This is a genomic window from Nostoc sp. S13 (assembly GCF_029379315.1).
In the GTDB taxonomy this organism is placed as follows: domain Bacteria; phylum Cyanobacteriota; class Cyanobacteriia; order Cyanobacteriales; family Nostocaceae; genus Nostoc.
Window position 1 is genome coordinate 1 of the sequence record NZ_JAQYWQ010000104.1, and the last position, 25,275, is coordinate 25,275.

Genomic DNA, 25,275 nt, shown 5'->3' on the forward strand with positions numbered 1-25,275 from the left:
ATGCTATGGAAGATGTGCTTCGCACAGCGTCCTAATCGCCTTGGCGGTTGCTATATTTCGGGACGGGCTTTTCGGCCCACCCTACAAAAATCATCCCTTGATTCAGCAACACCATCTAAACAAGAATCGCTATAGGTTATCAAAAATATGAACGCAGACATGAACTGACTTAGCGCAGAAAACTTGCTCTCCCATCCGCACCCATGCCGAAACTTGAGGAACAAAACCCAACATCTACTCTCTGTTAACAGGAATTGGATTGAATAATCGAATACAAGGTGCTTTTGTAAGTACCTTGTATTCCGTGCCGCTTAGTGATGGAAAAACCCTAATTCAGATTAAACAACCACAAAATTGTTTTTGGTTAGTGTCACACCAGCAGATAGTTGGGCAAATTTTACCTGACTAAACCCAGACGCACTGCCATCAAGGTCAAAATACAGTCCACCTGTAATATTGTCATATATAAATCGTTGATTGCTTGTCGTTGCAGACGTTCCAAGGGTAAACTGGGTCGCTGAGAGTGAACCGATTGATAACCCGCCACCAAAACCAGCAGCCGATACCTGAATCAATTCATTAGTGGGGTTGAAGTCATAAAGACGATCAGTGCCTTGATTGTAACTATTGAAAGCAAAGGTATCAGTACCAGATCCTCCATAGAGGGTGTCATTACCGTTGCCACCCGTGAGGATATCATTGCCATTGCCACCCGTGAGAATATCATTGCCATTGCCACCATCAAGGATGTTATTACCAGTGGCGCCAGAGGCGGAGAGAGTATCATTGCCATCACCACCAGAGAGTAGGTTATCACCTGTTGAACCGCTAGCACTCAAGCTATCGTTACCTATACCACCGTTGAGAGTGTTCTTGCCAGACGAGCGAGAGTCGTATGTGATGGAGACGTTGCGGGGTTCGTGCTCGTCTCCGTTGGGAGTGTAGCTGTAGTAGCCAGAGATGGAGATATAATCATTGCCATCGCCACCATTGAGCAGGTTATCGCCTGTTGAACCGCTAGCAGTCAAGCTATCGTTACCTATACCACCGTTGAGGGTGTTATTGCCAGACGAGCGAGATTCCTGGAAGTCGTAGTCATTTCCTTGGTAGTAGCCAGAGACAGAGAGAGAATCATTGCCATCGTCCCCAGAAAGCAGGTTATTACCTTTTGAACCGTCAGCACTCAAGTTATCCTGACCAGCGCCACCGTTGAGGGTGTTATTGCCTGACGAGCGAGAGTCATACTCGTCGTCTGGGTATGTGAAGGTGTAGTAGCCAGAAACGGAGAGAGAATCATTGCCATCGTCCCCAGAGAGCAGATTATTGCCTGTTGAACTGTTAGCGGTCAAGTAATCGTCACCAATACCACCGTAGAGGGTATTATTGCCCGTACCACCGATGAGAGTATCATTCCCCGTACCACCCCGTAGCAAGTCGTTACCACTCAAGCCATCGATTTTGTCATTGCCCCCCTGACCATTGATGACATCATTTGAGTCGTCTAAACCCGTAATGTTGTTATCAAGGTCATTGAGGAAAGTTACCGTGTTCTTGATGCCCAGGCTAGTATCAGTGGAGTTGGCATCAAGGACATTAAAATTGTCCGTGATGCTAGTTTGCCCATTAAACAGGATATTACCGATCGCTGGTATTGTTGCAGAAGCTTTGAGATTCTCCAAGTTTTCTAATTTGAAGTTTTGCAAGATGACTTTTGCACCACCTACCCCTTCAAAGGTGATTTCCAGATTGCTCCCATTCTGGGTAAGCAGCAGATTTTGGGGAGTGAAACCAGCACCAAGGAATTTGATGGTATCCACTTCAGCAATGACTGCTGGTGTGGGGTTTATCCCTTTACCAATGCCACCGAAATCGGTGATAGTATCAGTGCCGTCGCCCAAATTGTAAACAAATTTATCCTTGCCACCGCCACCAGTCAGAGTGTCGTCACCCTTATTTCCTGTGATGGTATCGTTGCCTGCTTTACCGTTGATTGTATCTGCACCGTTACTACCCAGTAGGGTATCATCACCAATAGTGCCAATGATATTTGCCATAATTTTTACCTGACTAAATCAATTTTTTCAGTAACTTCAGTTCTCAAGTTGCTGTTAGTGCTGTTTTATCGAAACAGAATTCAGGAGTCAGGAGTGAGAATTCATGCTCAATTCTCACTCCTGACTCGTTAACGTCTTGATTCTGACGCCTTGGCAGAGCTTTCATTCCTCCGCTCCTGAATTCTGACTTCTGAATTCTTTAACTAATTACATCCTAATTTACTTAGATGTCTATATTTCAAGAAACATCTTTGCATATTCTTCACATTATTTGCGGATAAATCTATCTAAAAGTACTGATCTTTGTATAATCTTCATATTTTTCGAGTTTAGGACTTACGCAAAACTACACGCGCTTTAGGGCAATTCCTAAATTGCGCCTAAGAGGATGATGGCAGCGATGCCCTTCCTACGAGACGCTCCGCGTAGCAAGATCCCGTTAGCGCAGCCTCTCGTAGAGAAGGGTACGGCGCAGGCTCAGGGTAAGACCTGGGTTGGGACTAGCTGCGGGTATGATTTAAGATCAAGCGATGCCTGCGGTTTTTGCTAGCCTACGCATGGCAATGTTTTGTATTTAAAAGAGAATAAACATCTCCAGAAATTAAATATGCGTTATCTAGAACCCTTGTAGAGACGCGAAGTTTCGCATCTCTACATTCTTTTTCGGAGATGTCTATTCGCTATAAATGATCAAAATTACGGACGCAGACATGACTAGACTGAGCCAAGAACACTTGCATTGATCAATTAACCCAATATCCTTAGAGCCAGCACTTCCAAGTTAATGCTATTTATTCTGAATAATCTGATCACAGCCGACTTATTTCATAGTTCTTATATACTATTTTTACCGATGTGATAGTTGAAGGTGCTGAATGTGAGTTCTAGTTGACTCAGGCCTGTCAAGCTACCGCATAACAATACTTGGTCGCTAACTCGCAAGTCCATACCGCCATCAGGATAGCGGATAAACTTGCCATCTCGCCGGATTGCCTGTACCTGTACTCCATATTGCTTGGCGATATCTAAATCTGCAAGGGTTTTACCTAACGTTGGCGCATCTGCATTAACTGTAATCCACTGACAAGCACTATTTTCTCCGGGAACAACAGCTTGTCCTTTAGCTAATTCTGCCAAAGCCGCCAGTTCTTCATCTGCTCCCACTACCAGCAAGCGATCGCCATCTTCCAATTTGGTTTGATTATTGGGATAATCGATTTCATCCCCGTTAGCGCGGCGAATTGCCATCAAACTCGCTCCTGTTAAGTAGCGCATATCTGCTTCTTCTATGCTCATGCCAACTAGGGGTGAAGCAGATGGTAAAGGATACCAGCGCTGATTTAAATCGCGAGTTGCTTGGCGCAAATCATGGGCAACTTCAGTAGCAGAACGCTCTGGCCGCAAATCTAAATAATGATCGTTGCGGATTTGCTGCATTTCGCGTTGGACGACAGCTGGCGACAACAAGCCTAAGCCAGTTAATAAATAGGTTGCCATTTCTAAGCTAGCTTCAAACTCTGGTTGCACAACTTCTCTGGCTCCTAATTGATACAGCACTTCAATATTTTTATCCTGGGTAGCACGGACAACCAAATCTAATTCTGGGCGCAACTCTAAAGCACGTTTCAAGCAAAGACGGGTACTCATGGGGTCTGGGAGTGCGATCGCCATTCCTTTAGCATGATTCACCCCGGCAGTTTCCAGAACATGTAAACTCACGCAATTGCCATAGACATAAGACACCCCAGCCTCACGCAACTGTTGAATTCTACTCTCTGATTGGTCGATTACTACCACAGCTAGGTCGTGTTGCAGCAATAATTTCACCAAATTTTTGCCGACTCGCCCATAACCGCAGACTACCACATGGTCTTTGAAGGGCAAATCTTCTGATACATCCCGCGCCTCTTGTTCTTCTAAATACGGTTTCAACCAGGGCATTGATTCGGCAAAGTTAAATAAAAATGGCACTAACCGCAGGACAAACGGAGTAAGCATGAGTGTGACTGCGGTGGTTCCCAAAATTAATAAGTATATTGGTGGGGATACCAGCCCTAAAGACTGTCCTTCACTGGCGAGAACAAAGGAAAATTCCCCAATTTGCGCCAGTCCCAAACCGGCGATTATGGCTGTTTTCAAAGGGTAGCGGAACAGTTTCACTAGGGGGGTAATAATCAAAAATTTACCGACGAAAACTATTGCCACCAACCCCAAAATCAATTCTAGGTTGTTCCACAAAAACACTGGGTCAATTAACATCCCAATGGCGGCAAAAAATAAACTGGCGAAAATATCTCGCAGTGGTTCGACATAAGTCAGGGTTTGATCGGCGTACTCCACCTCAGAAATCATCAAACCGGCGACAAATGCCCCCATCTCAATCGACAGCCCCAAATGCTCTGTCAGCAAGGCAATGCCCAAACATAGGGCTACAACCCCTAATAAAAATAGTTCTCGGCTTTCGGTACGGGCTAAGAGTCGCAACAAAGGCGGTATCAGCCAAATCCCCGCAGCTACTGCACCAGCAGCAAATAAACCAATCAAAGCTAGGGCTGTTAGTACGGTGATGCCAATGGTTTCTGCTGGTTGGTTGAGGGCTGGTAAGACTGCTAACATCAGTCCCAGTGCCAAGTCCTGTACTACCAAAATACCCAGCATCACTTGCCCGTGAGGCGTTTCTGTTTCGTTGTCCTCCATCAAGCACTTGAGGACAACGGCTGTGGAAGACAAGGACAAAATACACCCCAAAAACATCCCCTTTGCAGGTAAAGTTCCCCAGGCTCCGGTTAACCCGCATACCACAACTGTTACCAAAATCGTCAAAGCAATCTGGAGTCCACCTCCACCAAGAGCGATCGCTTTTACCTTTTTGAGTTCTGCAAAGGAAAATTCTACACCCAAGGCGAATAGCAAAAAGGCGACCCCGAACTGTGCCAGAGTCTCTACTTGAATAATTTCTTTAATCAGTCCCAGTCCGGCTGGCCCAATGATCATCCCGCCAATCAGATATCCTAGCAGCACGGGTTGTCGCAAAAGTGCCGCCAACAGTCCGCCACAGGCTGCAACGCCTAGAACTAAAACTAAATCAACAATTAGCCTAAAATCTTCTTGCACCAGTTTTAAAAGAACTATTAAGACCTCTTAATCCAGGATACAAAGTTTTATGATCTCAAGGCAATTGAGGGTTAATTTAAACGCAAAGGCGTGCAGAGGGAAGCGCAGAGGCACGCAGAGAATTTACTACGAATTAATCAAATGCTGTACTTAGCGATCGCCTATTCAATTCCTCTCACTCATAGCGTATATGGGAATCGTCAGTATAATAACTAATTCAGTAGCTTATTGCAGTATCAATAATGGTGTAGAGTTAAGGCTGTTTTTTCACGCACAGCTTATTTTCAGATAAATGGTCATGTTTGAACGATATGGAAACGAGGGACATACTATATTTCATGGCGATGCCCTACATATTTTATCTAGTGAGATTTCCTCTGAATCTGTAGATATTGTTTTTATCGATCCTCCCTACAACATCGGAAAACGGTTTTCAAATTTCTATGACAAATGGGAGTCTGAGGAGGAGTATGCAAAGTGGGCATACAAATTACTTGATGAATGTATTCGGATATTGAAGCCAAATGGAACCCTATATGTGATGACAAGCACTCAAGCGATGCCATACTTTGAGCTTTACTTAAGGCAGAAAATGGTAATTCTTAGCCGAATTGTCTGGCATTACGATAGTTCTGGAGTTCAAGCAACAAAATACTTCGGCTCAATGTATGAGCCAATACTTCACTGTGTTAAAGACAAAAACAATTATATTTTCAATTCTGGTGATATTAAAATAGAAGCAAAAACAGGCGCACAGAGGAAGTTGATTGATTATAGAAAATCCGTTCCAAGCCTATACAATACAGAAAAAGTACCTGGGAATGTATGGTACTTTCCTCGTGTAAGATATCAAATGGAAGAATATGAAAATCATCCCTCACAAAAACCCGAATCATTACTAGAGAGAATTATTCTTGCAAGTAGTGATCAGGGTAGTATTGTGCTTGATCCATTCGCAGGAACTTTTACATCTGCTGCTGTGGCAAAACGTTTAGGGCGGATTTCTATTAGCATAGAATCTCAAGAAGAATATTTGAGAATTGGTCTTAGACGTGTTCTAGGGTGGAAAGAATACAAAGGAGAAAAGTTATTATCTCCGCAAAAGAACAATACTAAAAAAAATAAAAATGGGCAAGAAATCAATATACAGGGGAGCCTTTTTGATGCCGATAGTAAAGCATGAATTCACAAAAAAAACCTTGATATTCTAAATTACTATTTTCCAAACTATGGAGATAAAATTTTTAAATATAGTGAGTTATTGCAGTACCTAAATATTAAGACAAAAGCTGCTAATAGAGGATCTAAATCACGAGCAGGATTTGCAAACCACTACGCTATCTATGTTTTAGTTGAAGATTATTTGAATAATGAGTTTCACCTTAAGGATGGATATGATGAGTATCAAGGTGCCCAGTTTTCGACACTTTTTACAAGACAAAGAAAGCTTCCATTTGGCGATAAGCTGCAAAATCATGCACTAAACCATCGACTAAATGAAGAGTTTAAAAAATATTTTCCAACGTTATATTATGTACCTGTAATAAGAGATGCCAAAACAAATAGATATTGGATTAACGAAAATCTCATAAAATTTTATATTGATGATACTCAAATAAATATTGCTGAGGCTATTAGAGATATCATTGATGCTTATGTGGCAGCACGTAGGGAGGCATTTAGCCAGTTCATGTTCTATTGTCAGGAAATGATTGACATTCACCAACAAGAGCCTTTGCGAGCAATTGAATTTATCCGAGGTTTGCTAAGACCAAATATAGATGCAAGAGTTTTTGAAATTGTAAGTTATGCAATTCTAAAGGAGTATTACGGAGATAAAAAAATATATTGGGGATGGTCGCCTGATGAACTAAATGCTGAATATTTAATTTTGTATAAGACTGGTCGTACAAATGCAAATGATGGGGGTATAGATTTTGTTATGAAACCCCTCGGACGATTCTTCCAGGTAACAGAGACTATTGATGCTGGTAAATATTTTTTGGATATTGATAAGGTACAGAGATACCCTATTACTTTTGTTGTGAAAAGTCAACAGACAGCCAAAGAAATATTAGGTAAAATTGAGGAACAAGCCACGTCAAAATATAACATCAAAGTTATTGTCAAAAAATATATGGAATCTATAGAAGAAGTTATAAATATCCCAGAACTAATGCACCGTTTTGATACGGTTTTAGAACAGGGCAAAGGAGTAGCAGTAATTGAAGAAATAGTTTTACAGAGTCGTGTTGAATTCAATGTAGAAGCAGAGGAACAGGATATTCTCATCTATGAAGATACAGTGGAAGAGGAGTAGTTTGTCACCACCGAATAACACGCTGCACCCGATCGCGTACAGATGTATGCCCCTACCTATATATCTGTATTAGGTATTTCGTGAAATAATATGAGAGTAGAGAGGCGAAATTGCAGTTTGTGCTGCTTTGCTAACACCTCTCTACAGACTTTAGTTAACGATACAGCCAAACACGCAACAATGAAAGCAATTGTTCGGTATCTACGGGTTTGGTGATGTAGTCTGAGGCGCCGGCTTCAAGACACTTCTCGCGATCGCCTTGCATGGCTTTAGCAGTCAGTGCAATAATTGGCAAAGTTTTAAATTGATCGTTTTGGCGGATTAAGCGTGTTGTTTCGTAACCATCCATTTCTGGCATCATTACATCCATCAAAACGACATCAATATCTAGTGTATTTTCCAACAGAGTAATCCCCTCTCTGCCGTTTTCAGCATATAAAACTTGTATTTGATAACGCTCCAACATACTGGTAAGGGCGAAGATATTACGCATATCGTCGTCTACAATTAGCGCTTTTTTGCCAGTTAGTAAGTAATCTTGTGAATGCAGTTGTTCGAGTATTTCTCGCTTGGGTGCAGGTAAATTTGCTTGAATTCGGTGTAAAAATAATGCTGTTTCATCGAGGAGACGTTCGGGCGATCGCACATCTTTAATGATAATTGTCTCGGCAATCCGTCTGAGTTCCGTTTCTTGAGCTTTACTAATTTCTCTACCAGTGTAGACAATAATTGGTAAAGTTTTGCCGTGAGGTAGAAGCTTTATCTGCTCGATCAGTTCAAACCCGGTCATGTCGGGTAGCCCTAAATCGAGAACCAGGCAATCAAAATGTTGGGCGCGAATAGCTTCTAGTGCTTCTGTAGCCGTGGCCACAGCAGTGATAGAAACATCGCTGTTGCCAATCAACTCGACAATACTAAGCCGTTGAGTGTCGTCATCTTCGACTACTAACAAATTTTTCACTTGGCGCTCCACAAAACCTTTAATTTTGGTCAACGCCTCAGATATTGTCTGGCTGGTTAACGGCTTTTGCAGATATGCGATCGCACCTAGTTGCAAACCGCGCTGTCTCCCTTCCTCAACGGTCATAATATGTACGGGAATGTGACGCGTATTTGGGTCATGTTTGAGACGATCCAATACCGACCAACCATCCATTTCGGGCAACCTGATATCTAGCAAAATCGCTGAAGGTAGGAATTGCTGCGCTAGCATCAAACCTGTACTGCCGGTTTGGGCAGTTATTACCTTGAATCCGTGCTGTTGCGCCATATCTAGAAGGATACGCGCAAAATTAACGTCATCTTCGACAATTAGTAACACGCGATCGCCTCTTTCAATAGTAGTGCGATCGTCATTTATTAGTAGAGAGGCGATTAATCGCGTCTCTGAGTGGGGAGTGGGGTTGCCCTGAGCGTAGCCGAATGGGAGTGTTGATGTTGACTCAGGAGTCAGCAATCGTGACTCGGAACTCAATTGTGGGAAGTAGAATGTAAAGGTGCTACCTTGACCGTGTTGACTAATTAGTTTAATTTCGCCGCCAAAGAGACGGGCAATTTCGCGGCTAATTGATAAGCCCAATCCGGTGCCGCCGTATCTCCGACTGGTAGAGCCATCGGCTTGCTGAAATGCCTCAAAAATAACTTTCTGCTTGTCAGGGGCAATGCCAATACCTGTATCGCTGACTGAGAAGGCAATCACATGCTGGGCACTATTTAAAGTTTCATGGTCGTTACTCCACCCTTGCTTTGCCACCGCAATCCGTAAGCGTACCTCCCCTTGCTCTGTAAATTTAAAAGCATTGGAGAGCAGATTTTTTAATACCTGTTGTAAGCGTTTGACATCTGTATATATAGTCAGTGGCAATTCCGCACTAAATTCAATTGCGAAGGCAAGTCCTTTGCTCTGAGCAATTTGGCGGAAAGTGCGCTCAATCTGCTCACCCAACTCTGTCAATGGCATTTGGGTGATGTCAATGGACATCGTTCCAGATTCAATTTTCGCGAGATCCAGAATGTCATTGATTAACGTCAATAAATCAGTACCGGCTGAGTAAATTGTCTGACTGTATTCGACTTGCTTGGCGGTGAGGTTGCGATCAATGTTATCTGTTAACAGCTTCGCCAAAATTAATAAGCTGTTTAACGGTGTCCGCAGTTCATGGGACATATTGGCAAGAAATTCTGATTTATATTTTGAAGAAAGGGCGAGTTGTTCAGCCTTGTCTTCCAAAGACACTCTTGCTTGTTCAATTTCCCGATTTTTGCGCTCGACTTCTTTCTTCTGCATAGCCAACAATTCTGCCTTTTCTTCTAATTCGGCGTTGGTTTGTTGCAGTTCCTCTTGCTGTCCTTTGAGTAAATCCTCAGAGGCTTTGAGTGATTGCGCTTGTTCTTCTAAACGTTTGTTGGTTTCCCGAAGTTCGCTTTGCTGGGTTTGGAGTTCTTCAGCCAAAGATTGCGACTGCTTGAGTAATTCTTCAGTTCGCATCGATGCGGCGATCGTATTCAGAACGATCGCTATACTTTCGGTAAGTTGGTCGAAGAATGTCAGATGAATTTCGCTAAAGCGGCGGAAGGATGCTAATTCAATTACTGCTGTGACTTGTCCTTCAAAAAGTACAGGTAACACCACAGCGTTAAGTGGAGTTGCTTCTCCTAAACCAGAGGCAATTCTGACATAATCACTTGGGACTTCCGTCAGTAAAATTCGCTCTTTTTCTAAAGCGCATTGTCCCACCAAACCTTCACCCAAGTGAAAGCGGTTAGCCAGATGTCTGCGTTCGCGGTAAGCGTAGCTACTAATTAGTTTCAAATATGGCATACTTTCCCCATACTCCATCAGGAAGAATACGCCGTGTTGCGCTCCTACCAAGGGCGCCAGTTCTGAGAGAATTAGTTTAGATACAGTTTCTAAGTCTCGCTGACCTTGGAGCATTCGGGTAAACTTGGCTAAGTTAGTTTTCAACCAATCTTGTTCGGTGTTTTTCTGCGTTGTCTCCCGGAGATTGGCAATCATCTGGTTGATGTTGTCTTTGAGGATGGCAACTTCCCCTAATGTTTCCACGGCAATTGAACGAGTTAAATCGCCCTTAGTTACAGCTGTAGCAACTTCTGCGATCGCTCGCAACTGGGTGGTAAGTGTAGCAGCGAGTTCGTTAACATTATCTGTTAAATCTTTCCAAGTCCCAGCCGCCCCAGGTACTCTAGCTTGTCCGCCCAACTTCCCTTCAATTCCCACTTCCCGCGCCACTGTGGTTACTTGATTGGCAAAGGTCGCTAGGGTATCAATCATTTCGTTGATTGTCTCTGCCAAAGTTTCAATTTCTCCCTTGGCATCTAACATCAGTTTGCGTTTCAAGTCACCGTTAGCAACTGCTGTCACAACTCTGGCAATCCCGCGCACTTGTGCCGTTAAGTTACCCGCCATCGAGTTAACGTTATCAGTTAAATCTTTCCAAGTCCCTGCAACACCTTGGACTTGGGCTTGTCCGCCCAACTTACCTTCAGTTCCCACTTCCCGCGCCACCCGCGTTACTTCACTTGCAAAGGAACTGAGTTGATCAACCATTGTGTTAGTGGTATTCTTTAAGTCTAAAATTTCACCTCTAGCATCGACGGTAATTTTCTTCGAGAGGTCGCCATTTGCTACCGCCTTGGTAACTTCGGCGATGTTGCGAACTTGTCCGGTGAGGTTCCCTGCCATCGAGTTAACGTTGTCCGTCAAATCTTTCCAAGTACCTGCAACTCCTCTGACGTAAGCTTGCACCCCAAGTTTACCTTCCGTTCCCACCTCACGGGCAACCCTGGTAACTTCTGATGCAAAAGAATTAAGCTGATCCACCATTGTGTTAATGGTGTTCTTGAGTTCCTGAATTTCACCTTTCACATCGACAGTGATTTTCTTCGAGAGGTCGCCGTTTGCTACCGCCGTGGTAACTTCGGCAATGTTTCGCACCTGTGCCGTCAAACTTCCCGCCATGAAGTTTACACTGTCAGTTAAATCTTTCCAAGTCCCGGCTACACCTTTAACTTCTGCTTGTACGCCCAACTTCCCTTCAGTTCCCACCTCACGGGCAACTCTTGTAACTTCCGATGCAAAGGAATTTAGTTGATCTACCATCGTGTTGACGGTATTTTTCAACTCTAAAATTTCACCTTTGACATCAACGGAGATTTTCTTAGATAAATCGCCATTTGCGACGGCGGTGGTAACGGCGGCAATGTTTCGCACCTGTGCCGTTAAGCTTCCCGCCATAAAGTTCACGCTGTCGGTCAAGTCTTTCCAAGTGCCAGCGACGCCGCGCACATCGGCTTGCACGCCTAGTTTACCCTCACTTCCCACCTCCCGCGCCACTCGCGTCACTTCACTTGCAAAGGAGTTAAGTTGATCCACCATTATATTGATGGTATTCTTGAGTTCCAGAATTTCGCCTTTAACCCCAACAGTAATTTTCTTAGAAAGATCACCATTTGCGATCGCAGTCGTAACTTCGGCGATGTTCCGTACCTGTGCCGTTAAACTTCCCGCCATGAAGTTCACGCTATCGGTTAAATCTTTCCAAGTACCAGCAACGTCTTTCACATCTGCTTGTACACCCAATTTACCTTCAGTTCCCACTTCCCGCGCGACTCGCGTTACTTCACTTGCAAAGGAACTGAGTTGATCAACCATCGTGTTAATTGTGTTCTTCAACTCCAGAATTTCACCTTTAACATCGACAGTAATTTTCTTAGAAAGGTCGCCGGTTGCGACTGCTGTTGTCACTTCCGCAATATTTCGCACCTGTGCCGTCAAGCTTCCCGCCATGAAATTCACGCTGTCGGTCAAGTCTTTCCAAGTGCCAGCGACACCGCGCACTTCTGCTTGCACGCCCAGTTTACCCTCACTTCCCACCTCACGCGCCACCCTTGTGACTTCACTTGCAAAAGAATTGAGTTGATCCACCATTGTATTGATGGTATTTTTGAGTTCTTGAATTTCACCTTTGACATCGACAGTAATTTTTTTGGATAAGTCGCCTGTTGCCACAGCAGTAGTCACTTCGGCAATGTTCCGCACCTGTGCCGTTAAACTTCCCGCCATAAAGTTGACGCTATCGGTGAGATCCTTCCAAGTGCCAGCTACACCTTTGACATCTGCTTGACCGCCCAATTTTCCTTCAGCACCCACCTCACGGGCAACTCTTGTGACTTCCGATGCAAAAGAATTAAGTTGATCCACCATAATGTTGACGGTGTTTTTCAACTCTAAAATTTCGCCTTTGACATCAACAGTGATTTTCTTAGAAAGGTCGCCATTAGCTACTGCTGTGGTAACTTCCGCGATGTTTCGCACCTGTCCGGTAAGATTACCTGCCATTAAGTTAACGTTATCAGTTAAATCTTTCCAAGTCCCTGCTACGCCGCGCACTTCTGCTTGCACGCCCAACTTACCTTCAGTTCCCACCTCACGCGCCACCCTTGTGACTTCCGATGCAAAAGAATTAAGTTGATCCACCATCGTGTTGATGGTGTTCTTGAGTTCCAGAATTTCGCCCTTCACATCCACGGTGATTTTCTTGGAAAGGTCGCCTGTTGCTACTGCTGTTGTCACTTCCGCGATATTTCGCACCTGTCCCGTCAAGCTTCCCGCCATGAAATTCACACTATCGGTGAGGTCTTTCCACGTTCCCGCTACTCCCCGGACATCTGCTTGACCGCCCAATTTACCTTCAGCACCCACTTCACGGGCGACCCTTGTGACTTCCGATGCAAAAGAATTAAGTTGATCCACCATGATGTTGACGGTGTTTTTCAACTCTAAAATTTCGCCTTTGACATTAACAGTGATTTTCTTGGAAAGGTCGCCATTCGCTACCGCCGTTGTCACTTCCGCAATGTTACGCACTTGAGCTGTAAGATTCCCTGCCATCAAATTAACGTTGTCAGTTAAATCTTTCCAAGTCCCTGCGACTCCTTTAACTTCGGCTTGCACACCCAACTTACCTTCAGTTCCCACCTCACGCGCCACCCTTGTGACTTCCGATGCAAAAGAATTAAGTTGATCCACCATCGTGTTGACGGTGTTTTTGAGTTCCAGAATTTCGCCTTTCACATTCACAGTGATTTTTTTGGATAAGTCACCATTAGCGATCGCAGTGGCAACTTCGGCAATGTTGCGAACTTGTCCAGTCAGATTACCCGCCATCAAGTTAACGTTATCAGTCAAATCTTTCCAAGTGCCAGCCACACCTTGCACTTCGGCTTGGACGCCCAACTTCCCTTCAGTTCCCACCTCACGCGCCACCCGCGTTACTTCTGATGCAAAAGAACCAAGGCGATCCACCATCGTATTAACGATATTAGCAGTTTGGAGAAACTCACCTTGCAAAGGTCTGCCGTCAATTTCTGTGGTGATCGTTTGCGATAAGTCACCATTGGCAACTGACCGAATTACACGAGTAGTTTCAGCTGTTGGTTGGACTAAATCTGTAATTAGAGTATTGACAGAAGTAACACAATTTAACCAAGAACCCCGAACATCTCCGAGAGAGGCGCGATCGGCAATTTTGCCTTCTTTGCCGACAACGTTACCAATTCGCTGTAGTTCCGCGGCCATCCGCTCATTTTGATTAATAATATCATTGAGCGTATCAGCTATTTTCCCCGCCACACCAGTATGGTCTATGGGCATCCGAGCCGAGAAGTTACCCTGTTTAACAGCATTCAGCGTTCTTAGTAGCTGATTTAAATCTAGATTATCGCTGTCTCTAGTTAACTGTTCGGTTGCCATAGCCTTATCCTTTAGGTTTATTCTTTAAAAGTTTTTTGTATTTTTTTCGCTCCGTACCTGCTTAAGGTACTGTGAGGTAATGCTTAACGCTTCTTGACCTTTGGGCAATAGTTGGGTGAAATTATAACCCTTATACACCTGCTATTTAGATGGTAGTGCTGCTAGCCCTCTCTGGAGTATCATAATCAATCATAGCTAGCTGGCAAATCTTTCTCCAAAAAAGCGACTAGTAAGGGAAATGAACAGGATTTACGCAAACAATAGCCAAAATCTTGATTTTCTTTTTAGGGGGAATTCATGAATTGCCCTAAAGCGCGTCTAGTTTTGCGTAAGTCCTAACTGTAATGAGAACATCAAAGACTCATTAATGGAGTTCAAAGGCTCATTAATGGAGTTCAAAGACTCATTAATGGAGTTCAGAGACTCATTAATGGAGTTTAAAGGCTCATTAACGGAGTTCAGAGACTCATTAATGGAGTTCAGAGGCTCATTAATGGAGTTCAGAGGCTCATTAATGGAGTTCAAAGACTCATTAATAGAGTTCAGAGGCTCATTACAGCTGTTTTCAGGTAAATAGACCACGCGGTAGGGGCACAGCAAAAACAAAAATATTTACAGTCATTGCGATCGCACCATTCGCAGAGCATATCGTAGATAAGTAGTTATAGCTGCGATCGCATTATTTTGCTTTGGTGTATTGGCAATAACATTGTGTAATTAATTATATTGCCTACTTATAGACTAGGATTTGAATCCCAGGCGGGTAATGCAGCCGATGCAGATTACCTAAATTACTAAAACCAAGGGGAGACAAAAGCAACCATTCTCCTGAATCAAGGCTGACGATTCCGCCGCAATTCTTCCAGATTTTCACCAAAGGTTACTGTATTGGGATGATTTGCCCCCAATCGTTTTTCAGCAATCTCCAAAGCTTGGATTGACAATTTTCGACGTAAGTCTTCCAGATTTTGACGAAAGGTTATTGTATTGGGATGATTTGCCCTCAAACGTGTTTCAGCAATCTCCAAAGCTTGGATTAACAAAGGTTCGGCATCGCTGTACCTTCCCTGTGAATAATAGAGTCCTGCCAAATTGTTCAGGCTAGTTGCCACAGAGGGGTGTTTATCCGCCAGCAGGCGTTTTCTCATAGACAAAGCTTCGATATACAAAGGTTCGGCATCGCTGTACCTTCCTTGTGAATAGTAGAGTTGTGCTAAATTGTTCAGGCTAGTTGCCACAGAGGGGTGTTCATCCCCCAGCAGGCGTTTTGTCATCGCCAAAATTTCGGTGTACAAAGGTTCGGCATCGCTGTACCTTCCTTGTGAATAGTAGAGTTGTGCTAAATTGTTCAGGCTAGTTGCCACAGAGGGGTGTTCATCCCCAAAACGTTTTCTAGCAGTTGATAAACTTTGTTCACGCCAAGGTAAGGCTTGTACGTAGGCTCCTTGACCTTGGTAAAATCTACCCAAGCCCAAAAAAGGCCAGATTAAATCATCATCGCTTAACCAAGCTTGGTAAACTGTAGCAGTTCCGGCAAGGTGAGGGATAGCTAGGGTTGCTTGAGCAATTTCTATCAATGTGGGTGTCTGAGGAATATCTTTAGCTACGGCTACCATTGCTTGACAATAGCCATGCTTGAGTTCGTCAGCTTCAGCTAACTCTTCTAACTTCTGCTGCAATAATTCCCGAATGCGATCATGGATTTGGTAAGTGTCCTCTGCCAATTCTTGCAGCAAATAACGCTCAACTAAAATAGTGCAGTTAGCTTTTAAGTCAAATTCCAAATCGCTATAACTTGCTGCTGATTCTACTAAAGACCAAGGGATAGGAGCCAAAGCAAACAAACTCAACAGACAAGCCAATTTTTGCGCCTCTGGTTCCAAGCTTTGCCAATTCAACTTAAAAGCTGCTGCTACACCAGACTCGCCTGGTGATGCTTGCTTTTGTAGCTGTGCGAGGATGTCTGCTAGCATAATACTCTCCCTGGCTCTCGGCACTGTGCTGCTATTTGGTAAAGTCCAATAGGTAGATAATTTACAAATCGGCAAAGTCCCCTAGCAAATTCTAATTCATTCTCAACCCTATCTTTTCCCAGCAGGGTTGTTAATAATTCTAAGGCTACATCTCCTGACAATTGACCTAGCGGTAGTGATGGATATGTTAACCCTGTATTTTGACGAGTGGTAATTAACACCTTAAACCGAGAACCTCTAGGTGGTAGGTAGAGTTGAATTTGCCTCCAGTCTTTGATATCATCAAACACTAATAAAACTTTGCCAGCCTGCCAATTCTTCCAACAATAAGCAACTTGACCTGCTAGGCTTAATCCATCAGGAAAATTAAAGTTAGGTAAATTCACAACTCCAAACTCTACTAACTGGGTTCCCAAATCAATACCTTGGGGATTTAACCAACAACACCCGCCAGAATAATCTTCCAAATATTGCCATGAGTATTGAATAGCTAACTCTGTTTTACCCACGCCACCTAGCCCAGTCGCATCGGTAATTGCCACCACATCATTTGCTTGTAATAGCTGCCGCAATTGTTCTATTTCCTCATCCCTACCGACAAACTTACGAGCTTGACTCTGTGGGATATTATGCGGGATATCAAACGGGTTGAAATGAGATTTTTCAATATCTCCATTCCAACTGCGAGAATAAAAATAAGTCGGCAGTTGTTTTTTATCTAAACTGGTAAATCGCTGCTTAACTGCCTCAGTAACTTCCATCATATTCGGCGGAAAAGTCCCATTAGCTGCGGCAAAAGCCTCTCTGACAGCTTGAGAAAAGTATCCTGTTTTATTTTCAGAATTTACCTTAGCTTGCTCTCCTTCCCGCGTAGCCAGTAACACAAATTGTTGAGTATCTGTCCTTGGCTCACCACTCAAAAAAGCTTTACCACCTAAGTTAGTTGGTCTTCCATCCAACTCTAAAAGATAATTGGCACAGGCATCAATAATACAAATATGATTAGGAATCTGAAATTTATCGGAACCCAACAAAACTAATAAAGAATTCAAATCTAAATTCTGCCAATTCTGTTGATTTGCATCAGCACAAATCAACCGACGCTCTCGTTCTGAGGTAATCAAACCATGTCCCGCCCAAAAAATGTAGAGTAAATCCCCCGACTTTGGAGATAAAAAGTTAGTCACAATGTCGGAGATATTTTGCTCTGTTGCCTCCTCTACAGTTAACCCACATTCCCCAATTAACTGATGATTTTCTTCCAGCGCTGATAAACATAACCGGATATTTTCTTTCGGTACACCGCGCCGATGCAGCCAACGAGCAAATTTCAGTGCGTCATCGGCTGGCCCCCCACCCGTGACATTCCATTCAGATTTCTGGTACTTTTCAATACCCACGATTAACCCAAATGTCCGCTCAGGTTTAGCCATCAACTGCATGATGATTTAGCCTCTCAGGTTATGGGGAAAATGACCTAACCCCCTAACCCCCTTCCCTACCAGGGAAGGGAGAAAATTTAAAGCCTCTCCCCTAAAAGGAGAGAGGTTTGGAGAGGGGTTTTCCAGATACCGTAAAAAGTAAACCATTATGGCAACCTCGAAATAATCGCCTCCCAGGTTTTGGCATTTGTCCAATAAGCACCGTGGGAACGGGGAAATGGTTGTCTGCTATCCACTAGCACATCCTGCACGCGCTCAGGGAAAATTTTATTACCAACGTAACTGAGAAAATCCCGTAAATCGTAGATATTCAACCATTCCGGGAAATGCTCTGGTAATAACTGTCCATATTCTAAGCTGTAGAGGGCGTTAATCTCATATAAAAATGGTGCTTGGGAACCAACTGTTACCAATAATTCCACCCCAGACAACTGCTGCTGCACTAGCAAATCTACACAAGCGATACCTCCCAAGCTATGGGCGAGTAAAACCACTGGCGGTTCTGCTTGGGCAATTTGTTCCTGGATAAACTGCCTGATTTTTTCACCCCGTGTCTGATACAACAAAATATCTCCAGGCATAGGCGAAATTTTATCAGTTAGCTCAACACGGTTTCTTCTTATATAATTCGTTCCGCCGTGCTGCGCTAGTCCAAGAACTGGCTTTAATAACCAGCCACCCAATCCTAACTTTGCCTCTGTCAAAGCCAGAGTCAGCAATTCCACAACTTTATCGCGCAATTGGGCATCAGTGAGTATCGGGGGAAATTTTTCTTGCAGTTCGCTAATAAACATTGCTTGAGCTGCGATCGCTCTTGCTATTGCTGCATAATATTCACTCAAATCAGATTCGGAAACTGTGAGCAATGCCCCTTTATACGGTTGACTACGGATAACTGTATCTCGTGCTTGGGCAAATATCTCTGCAATTCCCGCCTCTTGCAAGTTAGCTTCCAGTTCCAATGTCGGAGTGAGACTCGCAACACGAGATTGTAAAATATCCCCTGGTTTTTCCCCAAAAGGATTTCTTGACTTAATAGGTTTCAAAGACAACAGCCGCAATTCATACAAAGGGTCGCAGTATAATTGCCCCCATAATACAATATCTGCGTCTTCTTCGCCTTGAGATAAAGCTAGTGTTCCATCCTCCAAGGGTACTGATGCCCGATTTTCATTGAACTTTGCACCTAATGCACCCCAAAGGCAGGGAGCAACTTTGATGTCAGGACGTTGAGCGTGAATCTTTTGCTCAATTATCTCAAAGGTATCGTTGTATTCTCGTTGTCTAATGCCAGTGCCATGTACAAATATTACAGTGGTCACGTCGCTTCGCTCCGAATTCAAAATTAAAAATTAAAAATTAAAAATTAATGATTCCCCTAAATAAATTTACTTGCTCTGTATCCTTTTCGTTTTTGGTCATTATGATAAGGGTAGATCGCAAAGCTTCTCTTCTGTATTATTCATCACCACCTTCTCTCATACAACAGGACTTCTCGTGAAAATTCAGGTATTAGCGATTTCCAACAAATGAAAAACCCCACCCCCAAGGGGATGGAGTTTTTGGGCATGGGGCATGGGGAATGGGGAAGAATTACCAATGCCCAATGCCCAATGCCCAATGCCCAAAGTCAGTATATTCACCCTTAGACCTAAGACGTGAGAAACCTTGATATCTCCGCATGTGCCAACACAGCACCAGGTTCGCGCTGGAGAGCGTTGTAATACTTTCTCTCGAAGGTATTACCCGTCTCTAACGGTATAATCAGCGTGCGGACATCAGCAATCAACTTTTGGAAATCGTCCAGCGCTATTGGTTCATCTGCTTCGAGCATTTCATCAACTTGCACAACTACTTCAGAAATGCGATGCAACCAAGCAAATTGTTCATGGGCGATGACGAGCTGAAGAAGTTCTCCGCTTGATACTCGTCCACTAACCTGTTCGTAGGCAATGCGTTCTGTCTCCAGCAACATCTTGTGCAAGTGGAGTAATTTGTTTCGTAAATCACGCAGATATTGATGTTGACGTATTCTTTCTAAAAGTATGTTAGAAGTCAATGTTACCCATCCTCTCGTTACAATAGTCTTTGATGGCTTAAATAAATTCTGCGTCGGTATTCATCACGATAAACCGGAGCGAACAACTGGTTTCTTGAGTAATCCGCTAGCGATGAATAGCATAACCAATGATGCCGTATAGGCTCGCTAGAAGGCTTGCGGCTCTTATCAGAACTTTTTCCTTCCCTTGTTTTCAAAACGCTCCACATAGCTTACTTATAAGTAAGAGTACGGGAGCTGCACTTAAGATACATTGCCACTTTCTCAGTGTCTTGTATAAACAACACCATTAGCCATCTGCCCAACCTCAGTTCATGTATTTGGTTTCGTTGCTAAGAAGCATTATAATCAACATATCTTTTTATAACCGTCATATCTTATATTGGATTAATCATATAGTAGCATAAAATTATAAGAAGTACATAGTGTAGAAGCGATCGAGAAAATGTCAATTATGGGAAAACAGTCTTCATGTCGCTAGCATATATAATTGTAGGTCTTCTTCAGCAGCAAGAAATGACGGGCTACGACCTTAAAACGAGCTGCTTTGATCAATGCCTTGCCCATTTGTGGCCAGCAGACCAGGCACAAATTTACAGAACTCTTGATAAGCTAGTTGAGCAAGGCTGGATTACCTGTAAGATTGAGATTGGGCGCGATCGCCCCAACCGCAAAGTCTACAGTGTGACGGAGCCAGGGAAAGCCGAATTTGCGCGATGGCTTGGGACTTATCAGCCCTTACCGACTATCCGAGAACCAATGCTAGTCCAGTTGCATTTTGCAGAGCAGTTGTCGAATGAAACCATTATTCACCTACTGAAGCAACAAGTGGCGGCTCGAAGCAAAAAGCTTGCTGAATGTGAAACCATCGATTTGCCATCACTTGCTGATGAGTCTGCCAACCGTGAGCAGGTAATGCAAAGGCTTGTGCTGGAGTTGGTTCTCCGAAGAGAACAAACTTATATTGATTGGTTGAAGATAGCGATCAATGTTATCAGTCATCAAAAGCCATATGCGATTCTTTGACATTCCCTAGCACTAAAGCTACGGGTATTCCCGTTTCAACCCTAATAGTGGTGAATGCCCAAGATGTTACCACTGAACCTGTGCGCGGATGATAATTTCTCAACGAATGCTTATGGTTTTCATGGTGCTTGGGTTGCTGAGGAATAGTTACAGCTATTTTCCTCTTAAATAGACTATGCGGTAGGAAACATTGCTCATTGGTGTCAACTTAAGGTAAAAAGAGCGGTTAGAAACCCCACGCCAGTTACTACCCTCCGGGAACGCTTAAGAGCAACTGGCGTACGAATTCCATTCGCTAGGGCTTAAGTGAGTAATTCTTAGCTTATTGAGTGCTGTTGATTAACCCTTAGATTCAGAAATATTGGGTTGAGCGTCTATTTCCCTAGCTCACAAAATCGCTCCAGTTTCTTTCAAATAAACCCGTGTAAATGGTTCATCTTCACCCAAAGTATAATCTTCAATCAACCCTTTGCGACGCACAGAAATGCCGTTGCCTTTTTTAATCACCACAGTAGAACCATCGAAAACATCCCGCACTAGTATCATCTCAGTTTCGGTGGGATTATCCAAAACTACGATATTACTACTCTGGTAAAACATACCCTCTTCATTTAGGATGTCTTCCCCATACTCGGCAATCAGCAAATCAAGTTTGGGATGACGCAGCAAAGTTTGGACATTGCTGTTGTAATTTTTGCTTAATACTTTTTTCGAGCGATTCACAAAAACGGCATCACGACAAATAGCGCCTATTGTCCAGTTGGGATGTTGCAAAAGGATATGGTCTATCGTTGCTTGCAGTTCTTCAACAGAGATTTTATTAAAGGTAATAATCGGTATCCTCGCATCTGTACCCGACTCAAAAAATGTTTCTAAGATATGAGAAGGCACATCAACGCTTTCACCAACAGAAGGTTTAAGATGCATTAAAACGCCTGGTGCAGCATTGATTTCCAGAATGGCAAAGTTACTGAACTTCCAAGATTCTGAGAGACTTTTGGTAATGACATCAATCCCAAGACAAGTTAGCTGGAAATGTTGGGCAATATCTTGCGCCAAGATAATATTGTCATCATGAACTGTCTGGGTTGCATCGATGCTTATGCCTCCGGCTGAAAGATTGGCGACTTTACGCAGATAAACAGTCCGTCCCTTCTCAATCACGCTGTCTAATGATAAGCGCTGTTCGTCTAGGTAGAGTTCCATCGCTTCATCTATCTGAATCTTACTCATCGGCGAGGTTGGCGTGTCTAAACGTGCAGGTTTGCGGTTCTCTTGGCGGATTAACTCTACAAGTGTTAAATACCCATCACCAACAACCGATGCTGGACGGCGTTCTGTGGCAGCTACAAATCTACCATTGACACACAACAAGCGAAAATCTGATCCTGAGATGCTTTTCTCAACAATTATCCGGGTTAGCTGATCTTCGGGAATCGCTGCCAGTGCCCTATTATAAGCAGATACCAGTTCTTTTGAGTCCTGCACATCAGCCGTGACCCCAATTCCTTTGTGACCCACCACTGGCTTAACTGCCACTGGGTAGCCAATTTGTTTTGCTGCCGCCAGGGCTTCCTTTTCAGAAAAGACGATATCACCTTCAGGTACTGGGAAACCCAAGGTCTTTAAAAATGCCTTGCAGTCATCTTTGCGGGTGGTAAATTCCGAATCTAGATGACTATCACAGTTAAATGTTGTTGCTATCCCCCGGACATGTTTTTTTCCCAAGCCATATTGCATTAATCCTTCTTCCCACAAATAAAAGGCGGGAATACCTTTTTCATAGGCTGTTCGCAATAGGGCGTAAACCGTCGGGCCACCATACACAGATGCCCGGAATCTATTTTGCAGCTTCACTAGCTGCTCATCAAAGTTAAAGTCTTCGTTTTGGGTAATGGCTTCAAACCAATCCCAAACAATATAAACGATCTCTCTGGTTGTGCGTTCATGTAGCGATTGCACACTAATCCGCGTGCAATTTGGATACGGCTTGACACTCCAATGGCTAAGGTGCAAATCCATGTCCAGTTTTCCGACTTCGGACACAACTTGGGCAAATAAATCGGCATGGGATTCGTAGCTTTGGCTGGCCAGGTGTGGATAGCGATCGCTCTTGACAAGGCGCTCCGCATCTACGGCAATCCTTGCAATATAATCTTCAATGGGCAAAGGCTCTCTAGAGTCAATTAGAGCAAGGTCAAATACTAGCGCCCCTGTATTTAAATAGGGGTTGGGCCCAATATAATGCTTGAAGTTGAAAATATCGAATACATCTGTTCTTCTAGCATTAATGCGGACTAAATCACTGCTTTTTTGTAGAACCATTGATTACGAACCTTTGGCTAAACACCCTGAGATATAGATGCTGAGTTATGGTAACTCAGACTTATTGATTGTAGATTGATTCAGATTAATTTTGGAGAGGGATGGCAAAGCCATTGATCTAATTCATAACTCACCGTAACTTTATTAGTAAGCATTTTCAACTATCTCAAGGCATAATTAAACGCACCTTCTTCGGTAAAGAATAAAGAACAGTCAATTCATCCTCATGACTAGTCAAAGATATAACCTTTGAAAGGTGCAACACCAACCCAAGAATTGGTATAAATGGGCATGGGGTATTAAAAAGACAGCAAAGTTATGAATAGCACACAAGCTGCTCTAAGAGATGAAATTCGAGAACTTGCTGAGGAAGCTTTTCACCAAAAGCTGATCTCTGGGCATGGTGATGGCCCAGACATGAATGAGTATCAAATTGTCTATCAAGGTAAACCCAGGCATCTCCCATTAGAACAAGCACGTTTTTTCTTAACTAACTTGCTTTACAGAAGTCGTATTCATTAGGACTTTCGATCAGATTATCTAATTGCACTCAGCTAGAGTTAATCGCAATCACTGACGATCGCCCGATAAACTTCCAATCGGCAATAAGCAAGATAGTCAACAATGCTTTTAGAAAATCTATCTAGAGGTAGTTGACATTGTGGATTTTATTAAACAAACAAAAATTAATTTTGAGGATAGTTATTTTGGATGTAATTTTTCGGAAAAATCTCTTGGTTTGATTGCGATCGCAAAGCGAAGCAAATTTTAATTCTACTTCTATCAAGTAATCTACCAAAGAGATGCTTTGCTAGTTTCAATTGTCATGGTTTACTAAAATTTATTAACTCAAATCAGGAGGCATTATGGTGGAAAGTAATTCCAAACGGCAGCTGGTAATTATTGGGGGAGCTGAAGACAAGGATGGAGATTGCATAATTTTGCGGGACTTTGTACGACGCGCTGGGGGTACGAAGGCGTACATTGTAATTATCACGGCGGCCACAGAATTACCAAGAGAAGTGGGAGAAAATTATATTAGAGTCTTTCAGCGGTTGGGAGCGGAAAATGTTCGCATTATTGATACAGAAACCCGCGAAGATGCATCTTCATCTACCGCTTTAGAAGCAATTAATAAAGCAAGTGGGATATTTTTTACTGGGGGAAACCAGGCTCGCATTACCAGCATCCTCAAGGACACCGAAATTGATCTGGGGATTCATAAACGTTTCTCTGAAGGTATAGTTATTGGAGGCACAAGCGCGGGAGCTGCCGTGATGCCAGACGTAATGATTGTGGAAGGCGACTCAGAAACACATCCTCGGATTGAAACTGTGGAAATGGGCCCCGGTCTAGGCTTCTTACCAGGGGTGGTAATTGACCAGCATTTTTCGCAGCGCGGCCGCTTGGGACGTTTAATATCAGCTTTGATATTACAGCCTGCTGTTTTGGGATTCGGTATTGACGAAAATACCGCTATGGTAGTGACAAATAACCAAGTTGAAGTGATTGGTCAAGGTGCGGTTACGATTGTTGATGAATCAGAAGCTACATATAACAATATGGGCGAAATTTTGAAGGATGAGTCTTTGGCGATTTGCGGAGCAAAGCTTCATATTTTGCCACATGGCTTCAAATTTGACTTGAAAACCCGCCAGCCTATCTTAAACAATGGCTCTGTGGCAAATGTCTCTGTACCTGTTGATTTAGTCAGCACTTAACTTTTAGCAGGTGTGTTTAAATTGAATAAATAATTAATACTTGTAGATTAGTGAGATTTATCTCTTGAATATCCTCCCAAGTACTCTCAGAAATAGGGGACATAGCCCCGCTTTTTCAGGAGGAAAGGGGGGATTAATTATTAATATTACCTTCAGCAAACTCCTAAAACTACGGTTAAGGTAATTTTTATAGTTCTTGTGTAATCTGTTCTTTAAACATCATTGTCTTGTTTTGTGTTTCGGCAATATCTAAAATAATATTTATCATATTGGTTTTTGAATGAAAATATAAAATCCAAAAAATTTTGCAACTGTGAAATTTTATATGACATCGAGCAGCGATCGCTCTCGTATTGCTAAATTAACTAAATAAATCAAAATCAATCCTACCTTGCTGTGGTCAGCAATAGTATCTATAGGACTCCTATTTGATTTCTGAACAAGACTAAGAGAGAATACGGAGAGGTTT

General features: G+C 43.1%; 13 protein-coding genes. 5 read left to right on the forward strand and 8 right to left on the reverse strand.

The annotated features are described in order from the left end of the window. Window positions 1-338 precede the first annotated feature (338 nt). Together PUQ00_RS25230 and PUQ00_RS25235 are read right to left on the reverse strand one after the other, a co-directional pair. On the reverse strand, window positions 339-2,054 hold the full coding sequence (locus PUQ00_RS25230) for a calcium-binding protein (protein ID WP_300421916.1): 1,716 nt from the start codon (window positions 2,052-2,054) through the stop codon (window positions 339-341). Window positions 2,055-2,888: 834 nt separating this feature from the next. Continuing rightward, a complete protein-coding gene (locus tag PUQ00_RS25235) occupies window positions 2,889-5,168 on the reverse strand; it encodes a cation:proton antiporter (RefSeq protein ID WP_300421918.1) in 2,280 nt (759 codons plus the stop codon). A 298-nt stretch (window positions 5,169-5,466) separates the two neighbouring features. Here PUQ00_RS25235 and yhdJ point away from each other — a divergent pair, with 298 nt between their 5' ends. Further along, window positions 5,467-6,351 carry an adenine-specific DNA-methyltransferase gene (yhdJ, locus tag PUQ00_RS25240; RefSeq protein WP_300421920.1) on the forward strand — a complete coding sequence of 295 codons (885 nt, stop codon included), beginning with the start codon at window positions 5,467-5,469 and terminating at the stop codon, window positions 6,349-6,351. 78 nt (window positions 6,352-6,429) lie between these two features. Continuing rightward, window positions 6,430-7,488: a restriction endonuclease gene (locus PUQ00_RS25245; RefSeq protein ID WP_300421922.1), complete on the forward strand. Its 1,059-nt coding sequence runs from the start codon at window positions 6,430-6,432 to the stop codon at window positions 7,486-7,488. A 154-nt stretch (window positions 7,489-7,642) separates the two neighbouring features. Here the strand turns inward: PUQ00_RS25245 and PUQ00_RS25250 are convergent, their stop codons facing one another. The 5 genes from PUQ00_RS25250 to PUQ00_RS25270 all read right to left on the reverse strand — a co-directional run bounded on the left by PUQ00_RS25250 (window position 7,643) and on the right by PUQ00_RS25270 (window position 19,734). Next, complete coding sequence (locus tag PUQ00_RS25250; protein WP_300421924.1) at window positions 7,643-14,260, reverse strand: HAMP domain-containing protein; 6,618 nt, start codon at window positions 14,258-14,260, stop codon at window positions 7,643-7,645. Between the two features lie 833 nt (window positions 14,261-15,093). Next, complete coding sequence (locus tag PUQ00_RS25255) at window positions 15,094-16,233, reverse strand: tetratricopeptide repeat protein (protein ID WP_300421925.1); 1,140 nt, start codon at window positions 16,231-16,233, stop codon at window positions 15,094-15,096. Beyond that, window positions 16,227-17,666 (reverse strand): caspase family protein, encoded by a 1,440-nt coding sequence (locus PUQ00_RS25260; RefSeq protein ID WP_300421927.1) that lies wholly within the window; start codon window positions 17,664-17,666, stop codon window positions 16,227-16,229. Before PUQ00_RS25260 ends, PUQ00_RS25255 begins: the two co-directional genes overlap by 7 nt. Before the next feature lie 155 nt (window positions 17,667-17,821). Then, window positions 17,822-18,997, reverse strand: coding sequence for a hypothetical protein (locus tag PUQ00_RS25265; RefSeq protein ID WP_300421928.1), 1,176 nt, complete (start codon window positions 18,995-18,997; stop codon window positions 17,822-17,824). 329 nt (window positions 18,998-19,326) lie between these two features. Next, window positions 19,327-19,734, reverse strand: a complete 408-nt coding sequence (locus PUQ00_RS25270; protein ID WP_300421930.1) for a hypothetical protein — start codon at window positions 19,732-19,734, stop codon at window positions 19,327-19,329. A 471-nt stretch (window positions 19,735-20,205) separates the two neighbouring features. On the opposite strand from PUQ00_RS25270, the gene PUQ00_RS25275 reads away from it, so the two are divergent. Next, window positions 20,206-20,760 carry a PadR family transcriptional regulator gene (locus tag PUQ00_RS25275; RefSeq protein ID WP_300421932.1) on the forward strand — a complete coding sequence of 185 codons (555 nt, stop codon included), beginning with the start codon at window positions 20,206-20,208 and terminating at the stop codon, window positions 20,758-20,760. 387 nt (window positions 20,761-21,147) lie between these two features. Here the strand turns inward: PUQ00_RS25275 and PUQ00_RS25280 are convergent, their stop codons facing one another. After that, a complete protein-coding gene (locus PUQ00_RS25280) occupies window positions 21,148-23,085 on the reverse strand; it encodes an acetate--CoA ligase family protein (RefSeq protein ID WP_300421934.1) in 1,938 nt (645 codons plus the stop codon). A gap of 318 nt (window positions 23,086-23,403) precedes the next feature. On the opposite strand from PUQ00_RS25280, the gene PUQ00_RS25285 reads away from it, so the two are divergent. Further along, the gene (locus PUQ00_RS25285; protein ID WP_229483945.1) at window positions 23,404-23,607 is read left to right on the forward strand and encodes a hypothetical protein; all 204 of its coding nucleotides are present in this window, start codon (window positions 23,404-23,406) and stop codon (window positions 23,605-23,607) included. Window positions 23,608-23,951: 344 nt separating this feature from the next. Beyond that, window positions 23,952-24,806, forward strand: a complete 855-nt coding sequence (locus PUQ00_RS25290; RefSeq protein ID WP_300421935.1) for a cyanophycinase — start codon at window positions 23,952-23,954, stop codon at window positions 24,804-24,806. Window positions 24,807-25,275: the final 469 nt, after the last annotated feature.

Coding starts and splice junctions, on each gene's coding strand:
- PUQ00_RS25255 (WP_300421925.1), bottom strand. CDS start 16,233: ATGCTAGCAGACATCCTCGCACAGCTACAAAAGCAAGCATCACCAGGC.
- PUQ00_RS25260 (WP_300421927.1), bottom strand. CDS start 17,666: ATGGCTAAACCTGAGCGGACATTTGGGTTAATCGTGGGTATTGAAAAG.
- PUQ00_RS25275 (WP_300421932.1), top strand. CDS start 20,206: ATGTCGCTAGCATATATAATTGTAGGTCTTCTTCAGCAGCAAGAAATG.
- PUQ00_RS25250 (WP_300421924.1), bottom strand. CDS start 14,260: ATGGCAACCGAACAGTTAACTAGAGACAGCGATAATCTAGATTTAAAT.
- PUQ00_RS25280 (WP_300421934.1), bottom strand. CDS start 23,085: ATGGTTCTACAAAAAAGCAGTGATTTAGTCCGCATTAATGCTAGAAGA.
- yhdJ (WP_300421920.1), top strand. CDS start 5,467: ATGTTTGAACGATATGGAAACGAGGGACATACTATATTTCATGGCGAT.
- PUQ00_RS25290 (WP_300421935.1), top strand. CDS start 23,952: ATGGTGGAAAGTAATTCCAAACGGCAGCTGGTAATTATTGGGGGAGCT.
- PUQ00_RS25285 (WP_229483945.1), top strand. CDS start 23,404: ATGAATAGCACACAAGCTGCTCTAAGAGATGAAATTCGAGAACTTGCT.
- PUQ00_RS25230 (WP_300421916.1), bottom strand. CDS start 2,054: ATGGCAAATATCATTGGCACTATTGGTGATGATACCCTACTGGGTAGT.